This is a genomic window from Nonomuraea sp. NPDC051298 (assembly GCF_055586305.1).
On sequence record NZ_JBVJIM010000010.1, the window covers coordinates 250,898 to 266,307 of the forward strand.

Annotated in this window: 17 protein-coding genes; 5 read left to right on the forward strand and 12 right to left on the reverse strand. The window is 68.7% G+C overall.

Translation table 11 applies throughout. The features are described 5' to 3' along the window. Nucleotides 1–184 precede the first annotated feature (184 nt). Both ACZ6S0_RS27990 and ACZ6S0_RS27995 read left to right on the forward strand, forming a co-directional pair. The gene (locus ACZ6S0_RS27990; RefSeq protein ID WP_465922284.1) at nt 185–1,486 is read left to right on the forward strand and encodes an MATE family efflux transporter; all 1,302 of its coding nucleotides are present in this window, start codon (nt 185–187) and stop codon (nt 1,484–1,486) included. A gap of 101 nt (nt 1,487–1,587) precedes the next feature. After that, nucleotides 1,588–3,060, forward strand: coding sequence for an APC family permease (locus tag ACZ6S0_RS27995; RefSeq protein WP_465922285.1), 1,473 nt, complete (start codon nt 1,588–1,590; stop codon nt 3,058–3,060). On the opposite strand, the gene ACZ6S0_RS28000 is transcribed toward ACZ6S0_RS27995, so the two are convergent. From ACZ6S0_RS28000 to rpsF, 7 genes are all read right to left on the reverse strand, one after another. Further along, nucleotides 3,057–3,812, reverse strand: a complete 756-nt coding sequence (locus ACZ6S0_RS28000) for an amino acid ABC transporter ATP-binding protein (protein WP_465922286.1) — start codon at nt 3,810–3,812, stop codon at nt 3,057–3,059. The two genes, ACZ6S0_RS27995 and ACZ6S0_RS28000, sit on opposite strands and share 4 nt — an antisense overlap. Next, nucleotides 3,809–4,648 (reverse strand): amino acid ABC transporter permease, encoded by an 840-nt coding sequence (locus ACZ6S0_RS28005; RefSeq protein ID WP_465922287.1) that lies wholly within the window; start codon nt 4,646–4,648, stop codon nt 3,809–3,811. Before ACZ6S0_RS28005 ends, ACZ6S0_RS28000 begins: the two co-directional genes overlap by 4 nt. Then, nucleotides 4,645–5,523 carry an ABC transporter substrate-binding protein gene (locus ACZ6S0_RS28010; protein ID WP_465922288.1) on the reverse strand — a complete coding sequence of 293 codons (879 nt, stop codon included), beginning with the start codon at nt 5,521–5,523 and terminating at the stop codon, nt 4,645–4,647. The genes ACZ6S0_RS28005 and ACZ6S0_RS28010 overlap by 4 nt, the downstream gene beginning before the upstream one ends. A 181-nt stretch (nt 5,524–5,704) precedes the next feature. Next, nucleotides 5,705–6,151, reverse strand: a complete 447-nt coding sequence (rplI, locus tag ACZ6S0_RS28015; protein ID WP_465922289.1) for a 50S ribosomal protein L9 — start codon at nt 6,149–6,151, stop codon at nt 5,705–5,707. Between the two features lie 14 nt (nt 6,152–6,165). After that, nucleotides 6,166–6,402, reverse strand: coding sequence for a 30S ribosomal protein S18 (gene rpsR / locus ACZ6S0_RS28020; RefSeq protein ID WP_020543048.1), 237 nt, complete (start codon nt 6,400–6,402; stop codon nt 6,166–6,168). Between the two features lie 63 nt (nt 6,403–6,465). Next, nucleotides 6,466–7,014 carry a single-stranded DNA-binding protein gene (locus tag ACZ6S0_RS28025; protein ID WP_465922290.1) on the reverse strand — a complete coding sequence of 183 codons (549 nt, stop codon included), beginning with the start codon at nt 7,012–7,014 and terminating at the stop codon, nt 6,466–6,468. 78 nt (nt 7,015–7,092) lie between these two features. Then, entirely contained in the window at nt 7,093–7,383 is a 291-nt protein-coding gene (gene rpsF, locus ACZ6S0_RS28030) for a 30S ribosomal protein S6 (protein ID WP_344878929.1), read from the reverse strand. Between the two features lie 193 nt (nt 7,384–7,576). Here rpsF and ACZ6S0_RS28035 point away from each other — a divergent pair, with 193 nt between their 5' ends. Further along, nucleotides 7,577–7,894, forward strand: a complete 318-nt coding sequence (locus tag ACZ6S0_RS28035) for a hypothetical protein (RefSeq protein WP_465922291.1) — start codon at nt 7,577–7,579, stop codon at nt 7,892–7,894. Between the two features lie 90 nt (nt 7,895–7,984). Here ACZ6S0_RS28035 and ACZ6S0_RS28040 read toward each other — a convergent pair whose 3' ends face one another. Next, the gene (locus tag ACZ6S0_RS28040; protein WP_344878924.1) at nt 7,985–8,164 is read right to left on the reverse strand and encodes a hypothetical protein; all 180 of its coding nucleotides are present in this window, start codon (nt 8,162–8,164) and stop codon (nt 7,985–7,987) included. A gap of 78 nt (nt 8,165–8,242) precedes the next feature. On the opposite strand from ACZ6S0_RS28040, the gene ACZ6S0_RS28045 reads away from it, so the two are divergent. Beyond that, nucleotides 8,243–8,986: a deoxyribonuclease IV gene (locus ACZ6S0_RS28045; RefSeq protein ID WP_344878921.1), complete on the forward strand. Its 744-nt coding sequence runs from the start codon at nt 8,243–8,245 to the stop codon at nt 8,984–8,986. 73 nt (nt 8,987–9,059) lie between these two features. Here the strand turns inward: ACZ6S0_RS28045 and ACZ6S0_RS28050 are convergent, their stop codons facing one another. The 4 genes from ACZ6S0_RS28050 to ACZ6S0_RS28065 all read right to left on the reverse strand — a co-directional run bounded on the left by ACZ6S0_RS28050 (nt 9,060) and on the right by ACZ6S0_RS28065 (nt 14,682). Continuing rightward, nucleotides 9,060–10,124 (reverse strand): mannosyltransferase family protein, encoded by a 1,065-nt coding sequence (locus tag ACZ6S0_RS28050; RefSeq protein ID WP_465922292.1) that lies wholly within the window; start codon nt 10,122–10,124, stop codon nt 9,060–9,062. Nucleotides 10,125–10,143: 19 nt separating this feature from the next. Continuing rightward, nucleotides 10,144–11,478: a glycosyltransferase family 87 protein gene (locus ACZ6S0_RS28055; RefSeq protein WP_465922293.1), complete on the reverse strand. Its 1,335-nt coding sequence runs from the start codon at nt 11,476–11,478 to the stop codon at nt 10,144–10,146. Beyond that, complete coding sequence (locus ACZ6S0_RS28060; protein WP_465922294.1) at nt 11,475–14,063, reverse strand: transglycosylase domain-containing protein; 2,589 nt, start codon at nt 14,061–14,063, stop codon at nt 11,475–11,477. The genes ACZ6S0_RS28055 and ACZ6S0_RS28060 overlap by 4 nt, the downstream gene beginning before the upstream one ends. A gap of 232 nt (nt 14,064–14,295) precedes the next feature. Next, nucleotides 14,296–14,682 (reverse strand): DUF5318 family protein, encoded by a 387-nt coding sequence (locus tag ACZ6S0_RS28065; protein WP_465922295.1) that lies wholly within the window; start codon nt 14,680–14,682, stop codon nt 14,296–14,298. A 133-nt stretch (nt 14,683–14,815) separates the two neighbouring features. Between ACZ6S0_RS28065 and ACZ6S0_RS28070 the strand changes: the two genes are divergently transcribed. Continuing rightward, nucleotides 14,816–15,406 (forward strand): PadR family transcriptional regulator, encoded by a 591-nt coding sequence (locus ACZ6S0_RS28070; protein WP_344878907.1) that lies wholly within the window; start codon nt 14,816–14,818, stop codon nt 15,404–15,406. Nucleotides 15,407–15,410: the final 4 nt, after the last annotated feature.

Here is a 15,410-nt window from a genome sequence, read left to right on the forward strand (position 1 = left end):
TGTGGACAACCCTGTGGTCAAGCTGTGCACGATGGCGCCAAGGGTGTGAACGACCTGTGGACGGGGCTGGGGATAACTCTTGCGGATATCCACCGAAGCCCGTGTGAGCGGGGCGAACGGTGTCCACTGGCTGTGGAGGAAAGAAAGTTGGTCCGACGCGCCGTGTAATGGCCATAATGGACAAATGCTCATTACCCCCCGGGATCGGGAGATTCTACGGCTTGCCGTGCCCGCTTTCGCGGCGCTGGTGGCCGAACCGCTCTTCCTGCTCGCCGACTACGCCATCGTGGGGCACGGCCTCGGCACCACGGCGGTGGGTGCGCTGGGCGTGGCGGGAACGGTCCTGGCGACGTTGATGAACCTGTGCGTGTTCCTCGCGTACGGGACGACGGCGGCCGTGGCGCGGCAGTCGGGGGCGGGCGAGCACGCGCGGGCCATGCGCAGCGGTGTGGACGGCATCTGGCTGGCGCTGGTCATCGGGGCCGTCCTGATCGCGGTGTGCTGGCCGCTGGCGCCGACGATCGTGGGACTGTTCGGCACCACGGGCACGCAGGCGGAGCAGGCCGTGACGTACTTGCGGATCAGCCTGCTCGGCGCGCCCGGGATGCTGGTCGTGCTGGCGGGGACCGGGGTGCTGCGCGGGCTGCGGGACACGGTGACGCCGCTGGTGGTGGCCGTGGGCTCGTTCGCCGCGAACGCCGCGCTGAACGCCTGGTTCGTGCTGGGGCTGGGATGGGGCATCGCGGGGTCGGCATGGGGGACGGTGCTGGCCCAGACGCTGGGGGCGGCCGTCTACCTCGTGGTGGTGGCGCGGGGCGCGCGCCGGATGGGAACGCCGCTGACGCCTGGGCTGCGGGGCGTCAAGCAGGCCGGTACGGCGGGGTTCGCGCTGTTCATCCGTACCGTGAGCATGCGGGTCGTGACGCTGGCGGCCACCGTGCTCGCCACCAGGATGGGCCAGGCCGAGCTGGCCGCGTTCGCGCTGGCCACCCAGGTGTGGACGCTGCTCGTCTTCGCCCTCGACGCCATCGCCATCGCGGGACAGGCCATCACCGGGCGCTCGCTCGGCGCCGGTGACGTGGCCGCCACGCGGGCCGCGACGAAGCGCATGGTGCAGTGGGGCGCCTGGTCGGGCGCGGTGCTGGGGCTGCTCGTCGTGGCGGCGCGGCCGGTGTTGCCGGGGCTGTTCGACGCCGAGGAGCGGGTGGCCGGGATGCTGCTGGACCTGTTGTGGCCGGTGGCGCTCTTCCAGCCGGTGTCCGGGATCGTGTTCGTGCTCGACGGGGTGCTGATCGGGGCGGGCGACCAGCGGTATCTGGCGTGGGCCGCGGTGTGGACGACGCTGGCTTACCTGCCGGCCGCCCTGCTGGCCTCGGGTTACGGAGTGGTCGCCCTCTGGTGCGCGCTCGGGGTGTGGATGGTGGCCCGCCTGATCACCCTCGTACGGCGGGCGTCCGGCACCGCCTGGCTGGTGACCGGCGCGTAGCCACCCGCACCCTCCGGGCACGGTCCACCCGTAATGGTTTCGTGCTTGCCGTTGTTCAAGGGGTGAGACAGAGTGGGCGCGTTCCCTGAGCGGGGTGTTCCGTGTCCACGATTCTGCGAAGACTGCCTGCCTCGGAGGCAACTGGCCTGCGTATCGGCGCCCGGCACAGCCTGGTCGAGGTCTACCGCCCTGCCGACCTGGTGGTGCTCGGTCTCGGCGTGATGATCGGCGCGGGCATCTTCAGCATCGCGGGCGAACAGGCCGCCACCACCGCCGGGCCCGGCGTCATCCTGTCCTTCATGATCGCGGGGATCGCCTGTCTGCTCGCCTGCCTGTGTTACGCGGAGCTGTCCTCCACGATGCCGACCTCCGGCAGCGCCTACACCTTCACGTACGTCATCTTCGGCGAGGTCTGGGCCTGGATCATCGGCTGGGCGCTGATCCTGGAGTTACAGTTCGCCGCCGCGATGGTGGCCAGGGCCTGGGGCGCGATCGCGGTCGGCGCGATCACCAACTTCGGCGTCCGCGTCCCCCACGAGGGTGTCGTCCAGGACGTGCTCGTGTTCGTGATCCTCGTGCTGCTCACCGGCATCGTGGCCCTGGGCGCGCGGGTGGGGCTGCGCGCCCTGTGGATCATGGTGTCGGCCAAGCTGCTGGCCATCGGCGCGGTCATCGTCGTGGGCCTGCCCTACATCCAGGTCGCCAACTTCGGCGAGTTCTACGTGCCGCCGAAGACGCTGGACACCGCGCCGGCCACCGTGCTCGAGGTCTTCATCGGGGAGAGCCAGGCGTTCGGCTGGTTCGGGATCTTCGCGGCGGCCTCGGCCATCGCGTTCGCGTACATCGGGTTCGACATCGTGGCCACCTCCGCCGAGGAGACCGCGAACGCGCGCCGGGCCGTGCCCAGAGGCATGATCCGCAGCCTGGTGATCGCCACGGTCATCTACCTCGCGGTGGCGCTGGTCATGGTGGGCATGGTGTCGTACACGCGGATCTCCGAGCAGGCGCCGCTGGCCAGCGCGTTCCAGGCCGTGGGCGTGGGGTGGATGGCGCACGTCATCGACGCGGGCGCGGTGCTCGGGCTGACCACGGTGATCCTGGTGCTGATCGTGGGGCAGACGCGGGTGCTGTTCTCGATGGCCCGCGACGGGCTCATCCCGCGCGCCCTGGCCTCGGTCAGCCGCCGCTACCACACGCCCACCCGGGTCACGCTGGTGATCGGGCTGGTGGCGATCGTGCTGGCCGAGTTCGTGCCGGTGCTCACGATGCAGCAGCTCGTGGTGATCGGGACGTTGTTCGCCTTCACGTTCGTGGCGGCCGGGGTGATCGTGATGCGGCGGCGCATGCCGTACCTGGAGCGGGGGTTCCGGGTGCCGCTGTCGCCGTTGCTGCCCGCGCTGTCGCTGGTGGCCACGCTCTGGCTCATGGTCAACCTGCGGGTGCTGACCTGGGCCTGGTTCGTGCTGTGGATGGCCTTCGGCCTGCTCGTCTACCTCGTGTACGGCCGCCGCCACAGCGTCCTGGCCCAGCCGGACCTCCCCGCCAGGCCGGTCCCCGGGCGGCACCGCCGCTAGAACCGTCCCGAGTCCAGGACGCTGCGCAGGAACTCCCGCGTACGCGGGTGCTCCGGCTCGGTGAAGATCTGCTCGGGCGGCCCCTTCTCCAGCAGCACGCCGCCGTCGAGGAAGCACACTGTGTCGGAGATGTCCCGGCAGAAGCCCATCTCGTGCGTCGTGAGGATCATCGTCATGCCCGACCCCTTCAGCTCCCTGATGATCCCCAGCACTTCCAGCACCAGCTCGGGATCGAGCGCCGAGGTGACCTCGTCGAGCAACATCAGCCTGGGCTGGGTGGCCAGCGCCCTGATGACCGCCACCCGCTGCTGCTGTCCGCCGGAGAGCTGGTCGGGGTAGGCCCGTGCCTTCTCGGCCAGCCCGAACCTGGCCAGCAGGTCGTACGCCTCCTCCTCCGCCCGCCCCCTGCTCACCCCGTGCACCCGGCGGGGCGCCAGCGTGATGTTGTCCAGCACGGTCATGTGCGGGAACAGGTTGAACGCCTGGAAGACGATGCCCAGCCGCTTGCGCACCTCGTCGACGTTCACGCGCGGGTGGGTGATCTCCTCGCCGTCGAGGAAGACGGCGCCGTCGTCCACCGTCTCCAGCAGGTTGACGCAGCGCAGGAGCGTGGACTTGCCCGAGCCCGAGGCCCCGATCAGGCTCACCACCTCGTGCGGGGCCACCTCCAGGTCGATGCCGCGCAGCACGCTGTGGCCGTGGAAGTTCTTCCACACCCCCTCGACGGTCAGCAGGCTCGGGTGCTCGCTCATGCTCCACGCCTCCTGCGCGTGCGCGCTGCCAGGTGGTCGGTGAACCTGGCCATCGGGATCGTCAGCAGGATGAACAGCAGCGCCGAGGCCAGGTAGGGCGTGTAGTTGAACGTGCTGGCCGCGTGGATCTGCGCCTGCCTGAGCGCGTCCAGCGGGCCGATGGTGGCCACCAGCGCGGTGTCCTTCTGCAGGGAGACGAAGTCGTTCAGCAACGGCGGCACGACCCTGCGGGTGGCCTGTGGCAGGACCACGAACCGCATGGTCTTGACATGGCTGAGCCCGAGCGAGCGCGCCGCGGCCACCTGGCTCGGGTGCACGGACTCGATGCCGGAGCGGAACACCTCGGCCACGTACCCGCCGTACGAGAGCGTCAGCGCGATGATCCCCAAGGTCGCCAGGTCGGACGGGATGCCCTGCAGCCGCAGCGCGGGCAGCCCGAACCCGACCAGGTAGATCACCAGGATCGTCGGCACACCGCGGAAGACGTCGGTGTAGAGCGTGGCAAGCGCCCGGATCGGGAAGAACGCCGGCGACCTGATCCCCCTGGCCAGCGCCACCAGCAGCCCGATGACCAGGATCAGCACCTCGGCGACGAGGAAGATCTTGACGTTGAGCACGAACCCGCTGAGCACGTCGGGCAGCGCCGCGGCGAACCGCTCACCGTCGAAGAACGTCTCCCGCACCCGCGACCACCCAGGGGAGTTGGTGATCCCCCAGACGACCAAAACGATGAAGACCAGCGTCGAAGCCGTCGCGATCGAGGCCGAGCGGCGGGCGCGCGACCTGCGGACGTGCTCGCGCTCGGCCTGCCGCTCGGACTTGACCCACTCGCTCATCGCAACTCGGGGGCGCCCGCCGCCGAGCCGAGCCACTGCTGCTCGATCTTGGCCAGCTCGCCCTTCGACTTCAGCGCGTCAACGGCCTTGTCGACACACGTCTTGAGCGCGCTGCCCTTCTCCATGACCAGCCCGAACTCCTCCGGCGTGCCGCCGGTCGAGCTGAACTGGCCCACGATCTTGGAGTTGTCGACCTGGGCGGCCGTCACGTAGAACGCGGTCGGCAGGTCCACCACCACGGCGTCCACCTGCTTGTTCTTCAACGCGTTGACGACGTCGATCTGCTCGTTGTAGACGTTGGGGTCGTCGGCGGGCTTGATCACGTTCTTGACCGCTTCGAGCGAGGTCGTCCCGACCTGTACGCCGATCTTCGCGTCCTTCAGCTCGGCCAAGCTCTTCGCCCCGGCGTACTTGCCGCCCTCGACGGCCACGATCGCCTGCTTGACCGTGTAGTAACCCTTGCTGAAGTCGACCGCCCCGGCCCGCTCAGGAGTGATCGAGACCTGGTTGACGTCGAAGTCGAACTGCTTCTCCCCCGGCGCGTACGCGGAGTCGAACTTCACCGTGCTCCACTGCACCTCACTTCGGTCGAAGCCCAGCTCGCCCGCCACCGCGAACGCCACCGCGCTCTCGAAGCCCTGGCCGTTGCTCGGGTCGTCGTCCTTGAACCAGGGCTCATAGGCGGGCTTGTCGGTGCCGATGGTCAGCTTGCCGGGGGTGACGAGTTGGAGCTGCTCTTTGGCGCAGGCCGTGGACTGCGACGGGGCCGCCGCGGTGGCCGTACCGGCGCCGGCGGTGTTGTCGGTGTTGTCGACGGGCGCGCACCCGGCCACGGCCACGGCCAGCGCGAACAGCATCAACGGGCGAGTGGCCATGGCCTTGCCTCCAGGGGGAACGTGCAGAAGAACGACGGCATTCTACGCGGCCCGGGTAGGAAATAGCGCCCGAGGGGTCCCTCGACGGTCGCCCGGCAGCCGCAGCACGCGACAAGGGCAACGCGGCAAAGGCGCAGGAAAAGGAAAACCCCCGCACGAGGCGGGGGTTTCGCAGACGGGCTCAGCCCGCGACGACCTCCACGGCAACCGATGCCCGCACCTCGGGGTGCAGCTTGACGGTGACCTTGTGGGAGCCGACACTCTTGATCGGGTTGACGATCTCGATGCGGCGGCGGTCGAGGATCGGGCCACCGGCGGCCTTGACGGCGTCGGCGATGTCACCCGTGGTGATCGAGCCGAACAGGCGGCCCGTGTCACCCGCGCGGGTGGCCAGGCGGACGCGCAGCGCGCCGAGCTGACCGGCGACCTCCTTGGCGGTGCCGAGGTCGCGGATCTCGCGGGCGTCGCGAGCCTTGCGGATGGTCTCGATCTGCTTCTCGGCCCCACGCGTCCAGCGCATGGCGTAGCCGCGCGGAATGAGGTAGTTACGGCCGTAGCCGTCCTTGACCTCGACGACGTCGCCAGGGGTGCCGAGGCCGGAGACCTCGTGAGTGAGGATGAGCTTCATTTCGACAGGCCTCCTTAGCGCGCGGTGCTCGTGTAGGGCAGCAGAGCCACCTCACGGGCGTTCTTGATCGCCGTCGCCACGTCGCGCTGGTGCTGGGTGCAGTTGCCCGTCACCCGGCGCGCACGGATCTTGCCGCGGTCGGAGATGAACTTCCGCAGCAGGGCCGTGTCCTTGTAGTCGACGTAGGAGATCTTGTCGTGGCAGAACAGGCAAACCTTCTTCTTGGGCTTGCGCAGTGCCGGCTTTGCCATCGTGGTGCTCCTTTCAGAGCCCCGCCTTCTGGGCGGGAATGGACTCGGACTGGTGGACTGGATCTAGAAAGGCGGTTCGTCGCTGAAGTCGTTGCCGCCGCCGAAGCCGCCGCCGCCCTGCTGGCCGCCGCCGCCACCGCCGCCGCCCTGGAAGCCGCCGCCCTGAGGCGGGGCGGGCGACGCGGAGGCCCACGGGTCGTCGGCCGGGCCGCCGCCGAAGCCGCCGCCCCCGCCCCCGCCCTGACGGGAGGTGCGGTTGACCTTGGCGGTGGCGTTGCGCAGAGACGGGCCGACCTCGTCGACCTCGACCTCGTAGACCGTGCGCTTCTCGCCTTCCTTGGTTTCGTAAGACCGCTGCTTGAGCCGCCCCTGCACGATGACCCGCATGCCGCGCTGCAGGCTCTCGGCGGCGTTCTCCGCCGCCTGCCGCCACACGTTGCAGGTCAGGAAGAGGCTCTCGCCGTCTTTCCACTCATTGGTCTGTCGATCCATGAACCGCGGAGTGGACGCGATGCGGAATCGAGCCACCGCTTGCCCCGTCGGGGTGAAGCGCAGCTCCGGGTCGTCGACCAGGTTGCCGACGATGGTGATTACGGTGTCGCCTGCTGCCATGGCTAGCGCTCGCCTTCCTGCACGCCTTCGCTTGGGTTACGGCTCAGAGTACGGGTCTTCCCCGACAAAAGCCGGAGGTTAGTGCACGTCCGGACGCAGGACCTTGGTGCGCAGGATGCCCTCGTTGAGGTTCATCTGCCGGTCGAGCTCCTTGACCGTCGCGGGCTCCGCGGACAGGTCGATGACGGCGTAGATGCCTTCGGACTTCTTGTCGATGTCGTAGGCGAGACGGCGCCGACCCCAGACGTCGACCTTCTCCACAGTGCCGCCGTCGTTGCGCACGACGGTGAGGAACTGGTCGAGGGACGGCGTGACGGTGCGCTCATCGAGCGAAGGGTCCAGAATGACCATTACTTCGTAACGACGCATGCGGGACTCCAACCTCCTCTGGACTCTTGCGGTCACGACGCTCTGCCGTGACAGGAGGACGCTGACGTGAGCCCGGACGTGACCCCTTTTCGGCCTGCCCGGGGTGATGGGTCACCCATCACAACGCAGCGTGCCCAGGTTACCAGTCGCGCGATGGTGGGAAAGCCTTTAGGAAACCAAGGGGGTGGTGGCTGTGCCACATGTGCTTCAGCCCTCCGAGAGGGAGCGGTTCAGGCTCACGCTCAACACCGACGGACGCTCACACCCGGTCGAGAACGCCCTGGCCATCGCCACGCTGGCGTGTGGCGTGGTGGCCTTCGTCTCGACGTTCTGGATCTCGGCGCACATCATCGCGTCGTGGTTCGGCACCCTGGGGTTCGGGATGGGCCTCTATTCTCAGTACATCTCGGCGACCACGCCGCAGCGTTCGCTCAACATCATCGGGCTCGTCGGATCATTCGTCGGGGCCGCGCTCGGCATCGCTCACGGCGGTTTCCTCCCTCATCCCTAGCTCTCCCCAGGCCCGAGCGGCCGACGCCGAGCGTACGGACACGGGTGACGGCCCCGGGCGTGCCTGCTCCGGGGCCGTCCGACGGGCGGCTCACCCGCCGATGCGCAGGTCTGTTCCGAGCAGGACCAGGAACCACAAGAAGATCGCAAGCAGCGCCTCGACGAGGTCCTTGAGCAGCCCCGGCGTGATGTAGTCGTACACCCAGGCGATGTAGAGGCCCACGGCGACGTAGATCAAGACGATCAGCGCTCGTAAGCGCCAGCGGCTCATGTTCGGCTTCTCCTCAGGAGGTTGGGGTGCCTCCCGACTGCCCGAACGCGCGCCTGCCAAACGGATAAGCTCGGTGACATGGTGCGCATCGGAGCTCATGTCGATCAGGACGACCCCGCCGCCCACGCCGCGGAGGTGGGGGCCGAGGTGGTGCAGTTCTTCCTCGGCGACCCGCAGGGTTACGACAAGCCCGTGCTGCCCGCCAAACCGGTCGAGGGCGTGGACATCTACATCCACGCCCCTTACCTGGTCAACGTGGCGACCACCAACAACCGCATCAGGATCCCCAGCCGCAAGCTGCTGGAGCAGCACCTCAAGGCCGCGGCGGGGCTGGGCGCCAAGGGGCTGATCGTGCACGGCGGTCACGTCAACAAGGACGACGATCCACAGAGCGGGTTCGACAACTGGCGCAAGGTGTTCGAGCGCATGGAGTGCCCCATCCCGGTGCTGATCGAGAACACCGCGGGCGGCGGCAACGCGATGGCGCGCAAGCTCGAGCGCATCGCGCGGCTGTGGGACGCGCTCGACGGGTTCGACGTGGGGTTCTGCCTCGACACCTGCCACGCCCACGCCGGCGGCGAAGAGCTGGTCGACGTGGTCGACCGCGTCATCGCGATCACCGGGCGCATCGACCTCGTCCACTGCAACGACTCGCGCGACGACTTCGACTCCGGCGCCGACCGCCACGCCAACCTGGGCCAGGGGAAGATCGACCCCGAGCTGATCCTGGCGGTCTGCCGGGCGGCCGGCGCGCCGGTCGTGGTGGAGACGCCCGCCGAGGGCCAGGCGGCAGACATCGCGTTCCTGAGGAAGAACCTCTAGCGAATACACACAGCCTGTGGATAACTTCCCTGGATTACCGAGACGAGAAACCGGGTAAGCAAGTTGATCGCCGTCAGCCGGCCCAGGCTCCGCTCAGGAAACGGCCGGCGTTGGCGATCATCAGCGGGGCGGAGATCAGCGCGTAGACGGTGATCACCCACGTACGCCGGGTCGCGAGCCTGGCCACCAGCACCCACAGCGGAAACCACAGCAGCAGCGACCGCGGGATCGACAGATAGTACGCCGACGTCATCAGCGCCGCCGCCTGCGTACCCGTGTAGACGGCCTCGCTCCACCGCCGCAGCACCAGCAGCCAGACCAGCACCCCCACCGCCGCCACGGCCCCGACGATCTCCATGCGGAAGGCCACCGCGAAGTCACCCGACTCCATGGCCGACTGCCAGGTCGTCCCCCACGCCTCCCACGGCCAGGCGAAGTCGCGCCCCCACCCGGCCTCCTGGGCGTGCTTCCAGGCCAGCCAGTCGCCGGTCCTGCCGTAGTGGTAATACGAGTACGCCACCAGCGGCACGAACGGCACGACCAGCCACGCCGCCCGCCGCACCTGATCGCGCCGCATCACGAACTCGACCACCAGCGCCACGGCCAGGAACAACCCCGTGATCCGCACGCACGAGGCCCCCGCCGCCAGGAACGCCGCCGACGCCCAGTTCCCCTGCCTGGCCGCCAGCCACGCCGGGATCGCGAAGGCCAGGAAGAGCGACTCGCTGTATCCCGCGGACAGGAACACCGCCATCGGGAACAACAGCAGCGCCAGCACCGCGATCCAGCCGGAGGCGCCCTCGGACTCGGCCAGCCGGGCCAGCGCCACCACGGCCACCGCCCCCGCGACCAGCGAGACCAGCAGCCCGGCCACCCCCCAGTCGGGGATCACGAGGTGGACCAGGCGCAGCGCCGCGGGCAGCCCGGGGAAGAACGCCGGCAGCCCCTCGTCGGGCGGCTTGCCGGGCTCTCCGTCGTAGCCGTACTGGGCGATCGTGATGAACAGGGTGGCGTCCCACTTGCGCCACCTGTCGGCGTACTCGGCCAGTGCCACCCCGAGCACCGTCGCGACCAGCAGCCCGGCCCGCGAGCCCAGCCAGAGCAGCAGCGCGTCCCGGCCGATCGAGCGAGTGATCATCTGCCGGGCGCCTGGCGGGTCACTTGGTGAGGGTGGCCAGCGTGAAGCGGTCAGGGGCGCGGTCGAACACGCCGCCCGCCTGGTCGTCGATGTCGGCCTGGCGCACCACGTCCTTCTCGGGACGCAGGATGTCGCGCACCACCAGCGCCATCATGATCCCGATCGTGATGACCCGGCCCCAGACGGCGGTGAAGTACGTGTCGTCGGCGATGCCCAGGTCGTCCCGATCGAGCGGCGGCTGGGCGAGCAGGTAGAGCCAGATCGCGACGAAGTACCAGACCTCGGCGAGCTGCCACAGCGCCAGCGGCTTCCAGTTGGGCCTGGCCAGCACCGCGAACGGCACCAGCCACAGCACGAACTGCGGCGACCACACCTTGTTCGTCATCATGAACGCGGCCAGCGCCAGGAAGCAGATCTGCGCCAGCCGGGGACGGCGCGGCGCGGCCAGCGTCAGCACGGCGATGCCCAGGCACATGACGGCCAGCGCCACCATGCCGAGCGTGCTCACGTCGGCCTCGCCCAGGACCGGCCAGCCCTTGTTCTGGAAGAACAGCCACGGCGAGCCCCAGTCGACCCCGCGTTCCTGGGAGAAGACGTAGAACCTGCGCCAGCCGTCCCACGCGAAGACCATGAACGGCACGTTGACCACGAGCCACGCCGCCGCCGCCGAGCCCATCGTGACCAGGAACGGCCGCCATCGCCCGGTACGCAACGTCAGCAGGAACAACGCGCCCACGAACATCAGCGGATAGAACTTGGTCGCGATCGCCAGCCCCAGCAGCACCCCCGCGGGCACCTGCCGGCCCCGTTTCCAGGCCAGCAGCGCGCCCAGCGACAGCGCGCCCGCGACCAGGTCCCAGTTGATGTAGGCGGCCAGCACCACGGCGGGCGAGATGGCGTACCAGAGGGGGTCCCAGCGGCGCGTGGGCCCGGCCACCGCGGCCATCAGCAGCACGCCGACCACGAGGCAGAGGCCGAGCAGGATCACCGTCAGGTCGTAGAAGCGCACCGCCTGCGCGACGTTGTCGGGGTCGAGCGCCCGCGCGATCCAACTGAACACCTGCATGACCTCGCCCAGCACCACCGGGTACTCGACCTGCTTGTCGAACGGCACCTGGGCGAAGTAGGGGTTCTGGGTGGACAGCTCCCGGTCGAAGTAGAGCGGGTAGATGTCGGTGTAGCAGAAGTTCGTGTACGTGGTGACCTGGTTGTTCCAGCCGCCGGTACGGCACGGCAGGCGCACCACGTACGCCAGGCTGGCCCCCAGGACCGCGATCAGCCCCAGGGGCAGGTACGGCACGGCACGCGCCACCCAGGGGGCGCGTGCCTCGGTGCTCGTCACTGTGCTCGTCACTGGTCCTCTGGCCTGACGGGCACCTGCCGCGAGCCGCCGGACCCCTGGTTGTCGGGCGAGCCGCCGCCCGCGACGCCCACGTCACCGACGTCGTCCTGCGTCTGGGGGAAGCCGTCGCCGTCGTCGATGGTCGGCTGCTCGTCGGGGACGGTCGGGTCGCTGCCGTCACAGCCGATCAGGCAGTCCTGGTTCTCGTCGGCGAACGGGTCGTCGGGAGCGAACGGATCGTCGTCGGCCTCCGGCGTGGGCGACGGCGTGGGCGTCGGGCTCGGCACGATGTTCTCCGCCACCCCGACCTCGGCCCGGTCGGGGAACTGCTCGACCGGCAGCTTCTCGTGCGCGAGCTGCATGAACCGCTGCCAGGCGATCGTGGGCGGGCCCGCGCCCTCGAAGCCCAGGGAGACCTCCTTGGGCTCCGTGTACGGGTTGTCCGGGCCGTACTTGTCGCTGCCCTTGCGGAGGTAGGGGCAGTTGGAGTGCTCCGGCGGCACGACCTTGCCCGACTTGGTCTTGCACTGCTCACGGTAGAACCCGACCGCCGTGGAGATCTGCGGCGTGTAGCCGACGAACCAGGCTTCCTTCTCGTCGTTGTTCGTCCCGGTCTTGCCGGCGGCCGGCCTGTTGCCCAGGCCCTTGCCCGCTGCCGTGCCGCTCTTGAGCACCTCCTGCATGGCGATCGTCGAGTCGGCGGCGACGCCGGCGTCGATGACCGACTTGGAGCTGGCCTGCTCGCCATAGACGAGCTTCTTGTTCTGCCTGACCTCACGGACCACGTGGTAGCGCGTGTACTTGCCGCCGTTGGCGAAGATGGCGTAGCCGGCCGCCTGCTCCACCGGTGTCACCAGGGCGCTGCCGATGGCGAACTGGTAGTGGTGCTCGTTGATGTCATCCTTCATGCGCTTCGGGTTGAACCCGGCGTCCTCGACGAGTTTCTGGACGTCGTCGAGCTGGCCGGGCAGCGCGAACGCCATCGACACGAAGGCCGTGTTGACCGACTCGGCGGTGGCCTTGACCACGTCGACGGCGGCGCCGACGTTGTGGCTGTTCTTGATGCCGCCCGGCTGCTGGCCAGGCAGTTCCTTCGGCACCGTCTGGTTGCCCGGCACGAAGCTCTTGAGCGAGTAGCCGGCCTGCAGCCAGGCCGCCAGCACGTACGGCTTGAAGGCGGAGGCGGCCTGCTTCGTGGACTGGAAGGGCTCGTTCCACGGGTCGGTGAGGTAGTCGTCACCGCCGTAGAAGGCCAGGACGCGGCCGTTCTTGGCATCCACCGCGGCCAGACCCCCGTGGAACTCGGTGCTCATCCGAAATTCCCTCATGGTGCTCTTGACCGCGGTCTGCGCGTCCTTCATGAGCTTCTTGTCGAAGGTGGAGGTGATGTGGTAGCCGCCGCTCTTGACCTCGTCGCGGCTCAGGCCCCGCTGGTCCAGCTCCTGCAGCACCTGCTCGACCATGTAACCGTTGGTGCCGGCCAGGTCGTTGTCGGACTGGTTCTTGACCGTCTTGGGGAACTTGGCGGTCTTCGGGAGGTCGCCGTACTTGTCGGGCCACTGCTTGGACATGTAGTCGATGACGGTGTCGAAGCGGTACTTCAGCGCGGGGGCGTCGGGCTCCCAGTTGGGCTGCTGGATGCGCGCGGCGAGGTAGGCGCCCTGCTCGGGGGTGAGGTTGGCGGCGGTGGCCTTGGAGCCGAAGTACGCCTTGGCGGCGGCCTGGACACCGTAGGCCCGACCGAAGTTGACGGTGTTGAGGTAGTTCCGCAGGATGTCGTCCTTGGACAGCTCGTCGTCGAGCTTGACCGCGACGAAGATCTCCATGACCTTCCGCTTGATGGACACTTCCTGGCTGAGGCCGTCGTAGTAGTTACGGGCCATCTGCTGGGTGATCGTCGAGGCGCCCTGGAGCTGCTCCCCCGACACGGTGTTCCACAGCGAGCGGAACATGCCGGGGATGGAGATGCCGGAGTCCTCGTAGAACGTGTCGTTCTCGATGGCCACCGCGGCGTCCTTGACCACCTGCGCCATAGCCGTGATCGGGACGGACTCGCGCTTGAAGCCCAGGTCGGCGATCTTGGTCTTGCCGTCGCGGAAGTAGATGGTGCTCTGCTGGGCCAGTGCCTCTGCCTGGGCTTCCGTGGGAACGGGGGTGTTCGCGTACGCGACCATGACCATGCCGAAGAGGCCGGCCGAGAGCACGACGACGCCGACCACGACGATCTTCCAGTTCGGGACGAACCTGCGCCAGCCGCCGCGGCCGCCGCCGTCATTCTTCGTGGGCGGCCCGGGGGGCTCCGGCGGACCGCCCGGCCCCCGGCGGCGCGAGCGCCGCGGAGCGTCGCTGACGACCGTCTCCTGATGACTCATCCCGCGCGTGTCCTGGCGGGCACGCGAGCGCGGCCCCGGCTGGTCGCCGGCGCCCGCGGGGTGCTCGGCCCGTGCCTGGCGGGACTGCGCGCGCCTGGGCGCGGGCTCGTCGTCGTACGACTGCGCACGCCTCGGCGCCTCGTCGTACGACCGCGCGCGTCCAGGAGGCTCGTCGTACGACTGGGAGCGCCTGGGCGGCGGCTCGTCGTACGGCTGCGCGGCCATGGCGCCGGTCTGCTCGTAGGCCGCTTCCGGACGACGCGGCGGCTGTGCCGCACCGTAGCCCTGGTCCCCGGTTTGGGCCGGGGAACCCTGGGGCAGAGAACGGGATGAGTTGGAGCGACGGCGCCTCCCCGGGCGGGCCGTCCCCTCGTTCATGCTGTGACTCACACGTCCTCGCAACGTCGTCGGAACTGTAACGGCGGTTGGGCGTGAGGCATCTCGCCGCCCTCGGTCTTCACGTCTGATCGACGAGGTCAGGCGGTCCGTTGCCCAGGACATACGAAACCGCCAGGTGATTCCAGGAACAACCTTGGCAGACCTCGACAACGTACACCCGGAACTCATCGTAATCATGAGCCATGGCGTCGAGTTCTGCGGTGACCTTTGCCTGACCGGCATGCCGACCGAGGGAATCGCCGTAGACGTAGGTCACGTCGGTGACGTTCTCCCGTTCGCAGACCGGGCAGATACGTCCGGTCGGCTCGCCGAAGTGGCGGGCCGCGCGAAGGAGATAGGGCTGTGCGTCACAGACGTCACCGCGCGAGGCACGCCCCGCGCGCAGAGAGCGGACCACCGCCCGTTTCGCGAGGCCGTAATCCACCACCCTTCTCTGTGACCACATGAGCGCCAGACTACGGCGTTTTACGGGTTCATCCCAACGGCTTGGCAGATTCACAGATTGCGGCCATATAGCGGCTGGACGTATCCTCGAGATGTATCGGCTCGATACATCGATGCGAGAGGGGGCGGTTCCAGTGGCCAGCGGACAGGGCAGGGTCTTGGAACTGGCCGTGCTCGGGTCGCTGCACGAGACGCCGCTACACGGCTACGAGCTGCGCAAACGGCTCAACGCCCTGCTGGGGATGTTCCGTGCGTTCTCCTACGGGTCGCTGTACCCGTGTCTGCGATCGCTTCTGGCTCAGGGCCTCATCGCGGAGGAGCAGCCCGCTCCCTCCGCGATCGTCGGCGGCAGATCGAAGATCGTCTACAAGCTGACCGCCGACGGCAAGGAGCGCCTGCAGGACATGCTCACCCAGGCGGGTCCCTCCGCCTGGGAGGACGAGAGCTTCGGCGTGCACTTCGCCTTCTTCCGCCACACCGAGGCCGAAGTGCGGCTGCGCATCCTCGAAGGCCGCCGTAGCAGGCTGGAGGAGCGGCTCGACGCGGTGCGCACTGCGCTGGCGCGTACCAGAGAGCGTCTCGACAGCTACACGCTCGAGCTGCAACGTCATGGGCTCGAGTCCGTCGAGCGCGAGGTGCGCTGGCTGAACGAGCTGATCGCAACGGAGCGTCGGGCCTCGTCAGAGGAGAGGCCCGACCGAGACACCACGTCAACTGATGAGTAAGGGA

Coding starts and splice junctions, on each gene's coding strand:
- ACZ6S0_RS27990 (WP_465922284.1), top strand. CDS start 185: ATGCTCATTACCCCCCGGGATCGGGAGATTCTACGGCTTGCCGTGCCC.
- ACZ6S0_RS28000 (WP_465922286.1), bottom strand. CDS start 3,812: ATGAGCGAGCACCCGAGCCTGCTGACCGTCGAGGGGGTGTGGAAGAAC.
- ACZ6S0_RS28005 (WP_465922287.1), bottom strand. CDS start 4,648: ATGAGCGAGTGGGTCAAGTCCGAGCGGCAGGCCGAGCGCGAGCACGTC.
- ACZ6S0_RS28010 (WP_465922288.1), bottom strand. CDS start 5,523: ATGGCCACTCGCCCGTTGATGCTGTTCGCGCTGGCCGTGGCCGTGGCC.
- rplI (WP_465922289.1), bottom strand. CDS start 6,151: ATGAAGCTCATCCTCACTCACGAGGTCTCCGGCCTCGGCACCCCTGGC.
- rpsR (WP_020543048.1), bottom strand. CDS start 6,402: ATGGCAAAGCCGGCACTGCGCAAGCCCAAGAAGAAGGTTTGCCTGTTC.
- ACZ6S0_RS28025 (WP_465922290.1), bottom strand. CDS start 7,014: ATGGCAGCAGGCGACACCGTAATCACCATCGTCGGCAACCTGGTCGAC.
- rpsF (WP_344878929.1), bottom strand. CDS start 7,383: ATGCGTCGTTACGAAGTAATGGTCATTCTGGACCCTTCGCTCGATGAG.
- ACZ6S0_RS28040 (WP_344878924.1), bottom strand. CDS start 8,164: ATGAGCCGCTGGCGCTTACGAGCGCTGATCGTCTTGATCTACGTCGCC.
- ACZ6S0_RS28045 (WP_344878921.1), top strand. CDS start 8,243: ATGGTGCGCATCGGAGCTCATGTCGATCAGGACGACCCCGCCGCCCAC.
- ACZ6S0_RS28050 (WP_465922292.1), bottom strand. CDS start 10,124: ATGATCACTCGCTCGATCGGCCGGGACGCGCTGCTGCTCTGGCTGGGC.
- ACZ6S0_RS28060 (WP_465922294.1), bottom strand. CDS start 14,063: ATGGCCGCGCAGCCGTACGACGAGCCGCCGCCCAGGCGCTCCCAGTCG.
- ACZ6S0_RS28065 (WP_465922295.1), bottom strand. CDS start 14,682: ATGTGGTCACAGAGAAGGGTGGTGGATTACGGCCTCGCGAAACGGGCG.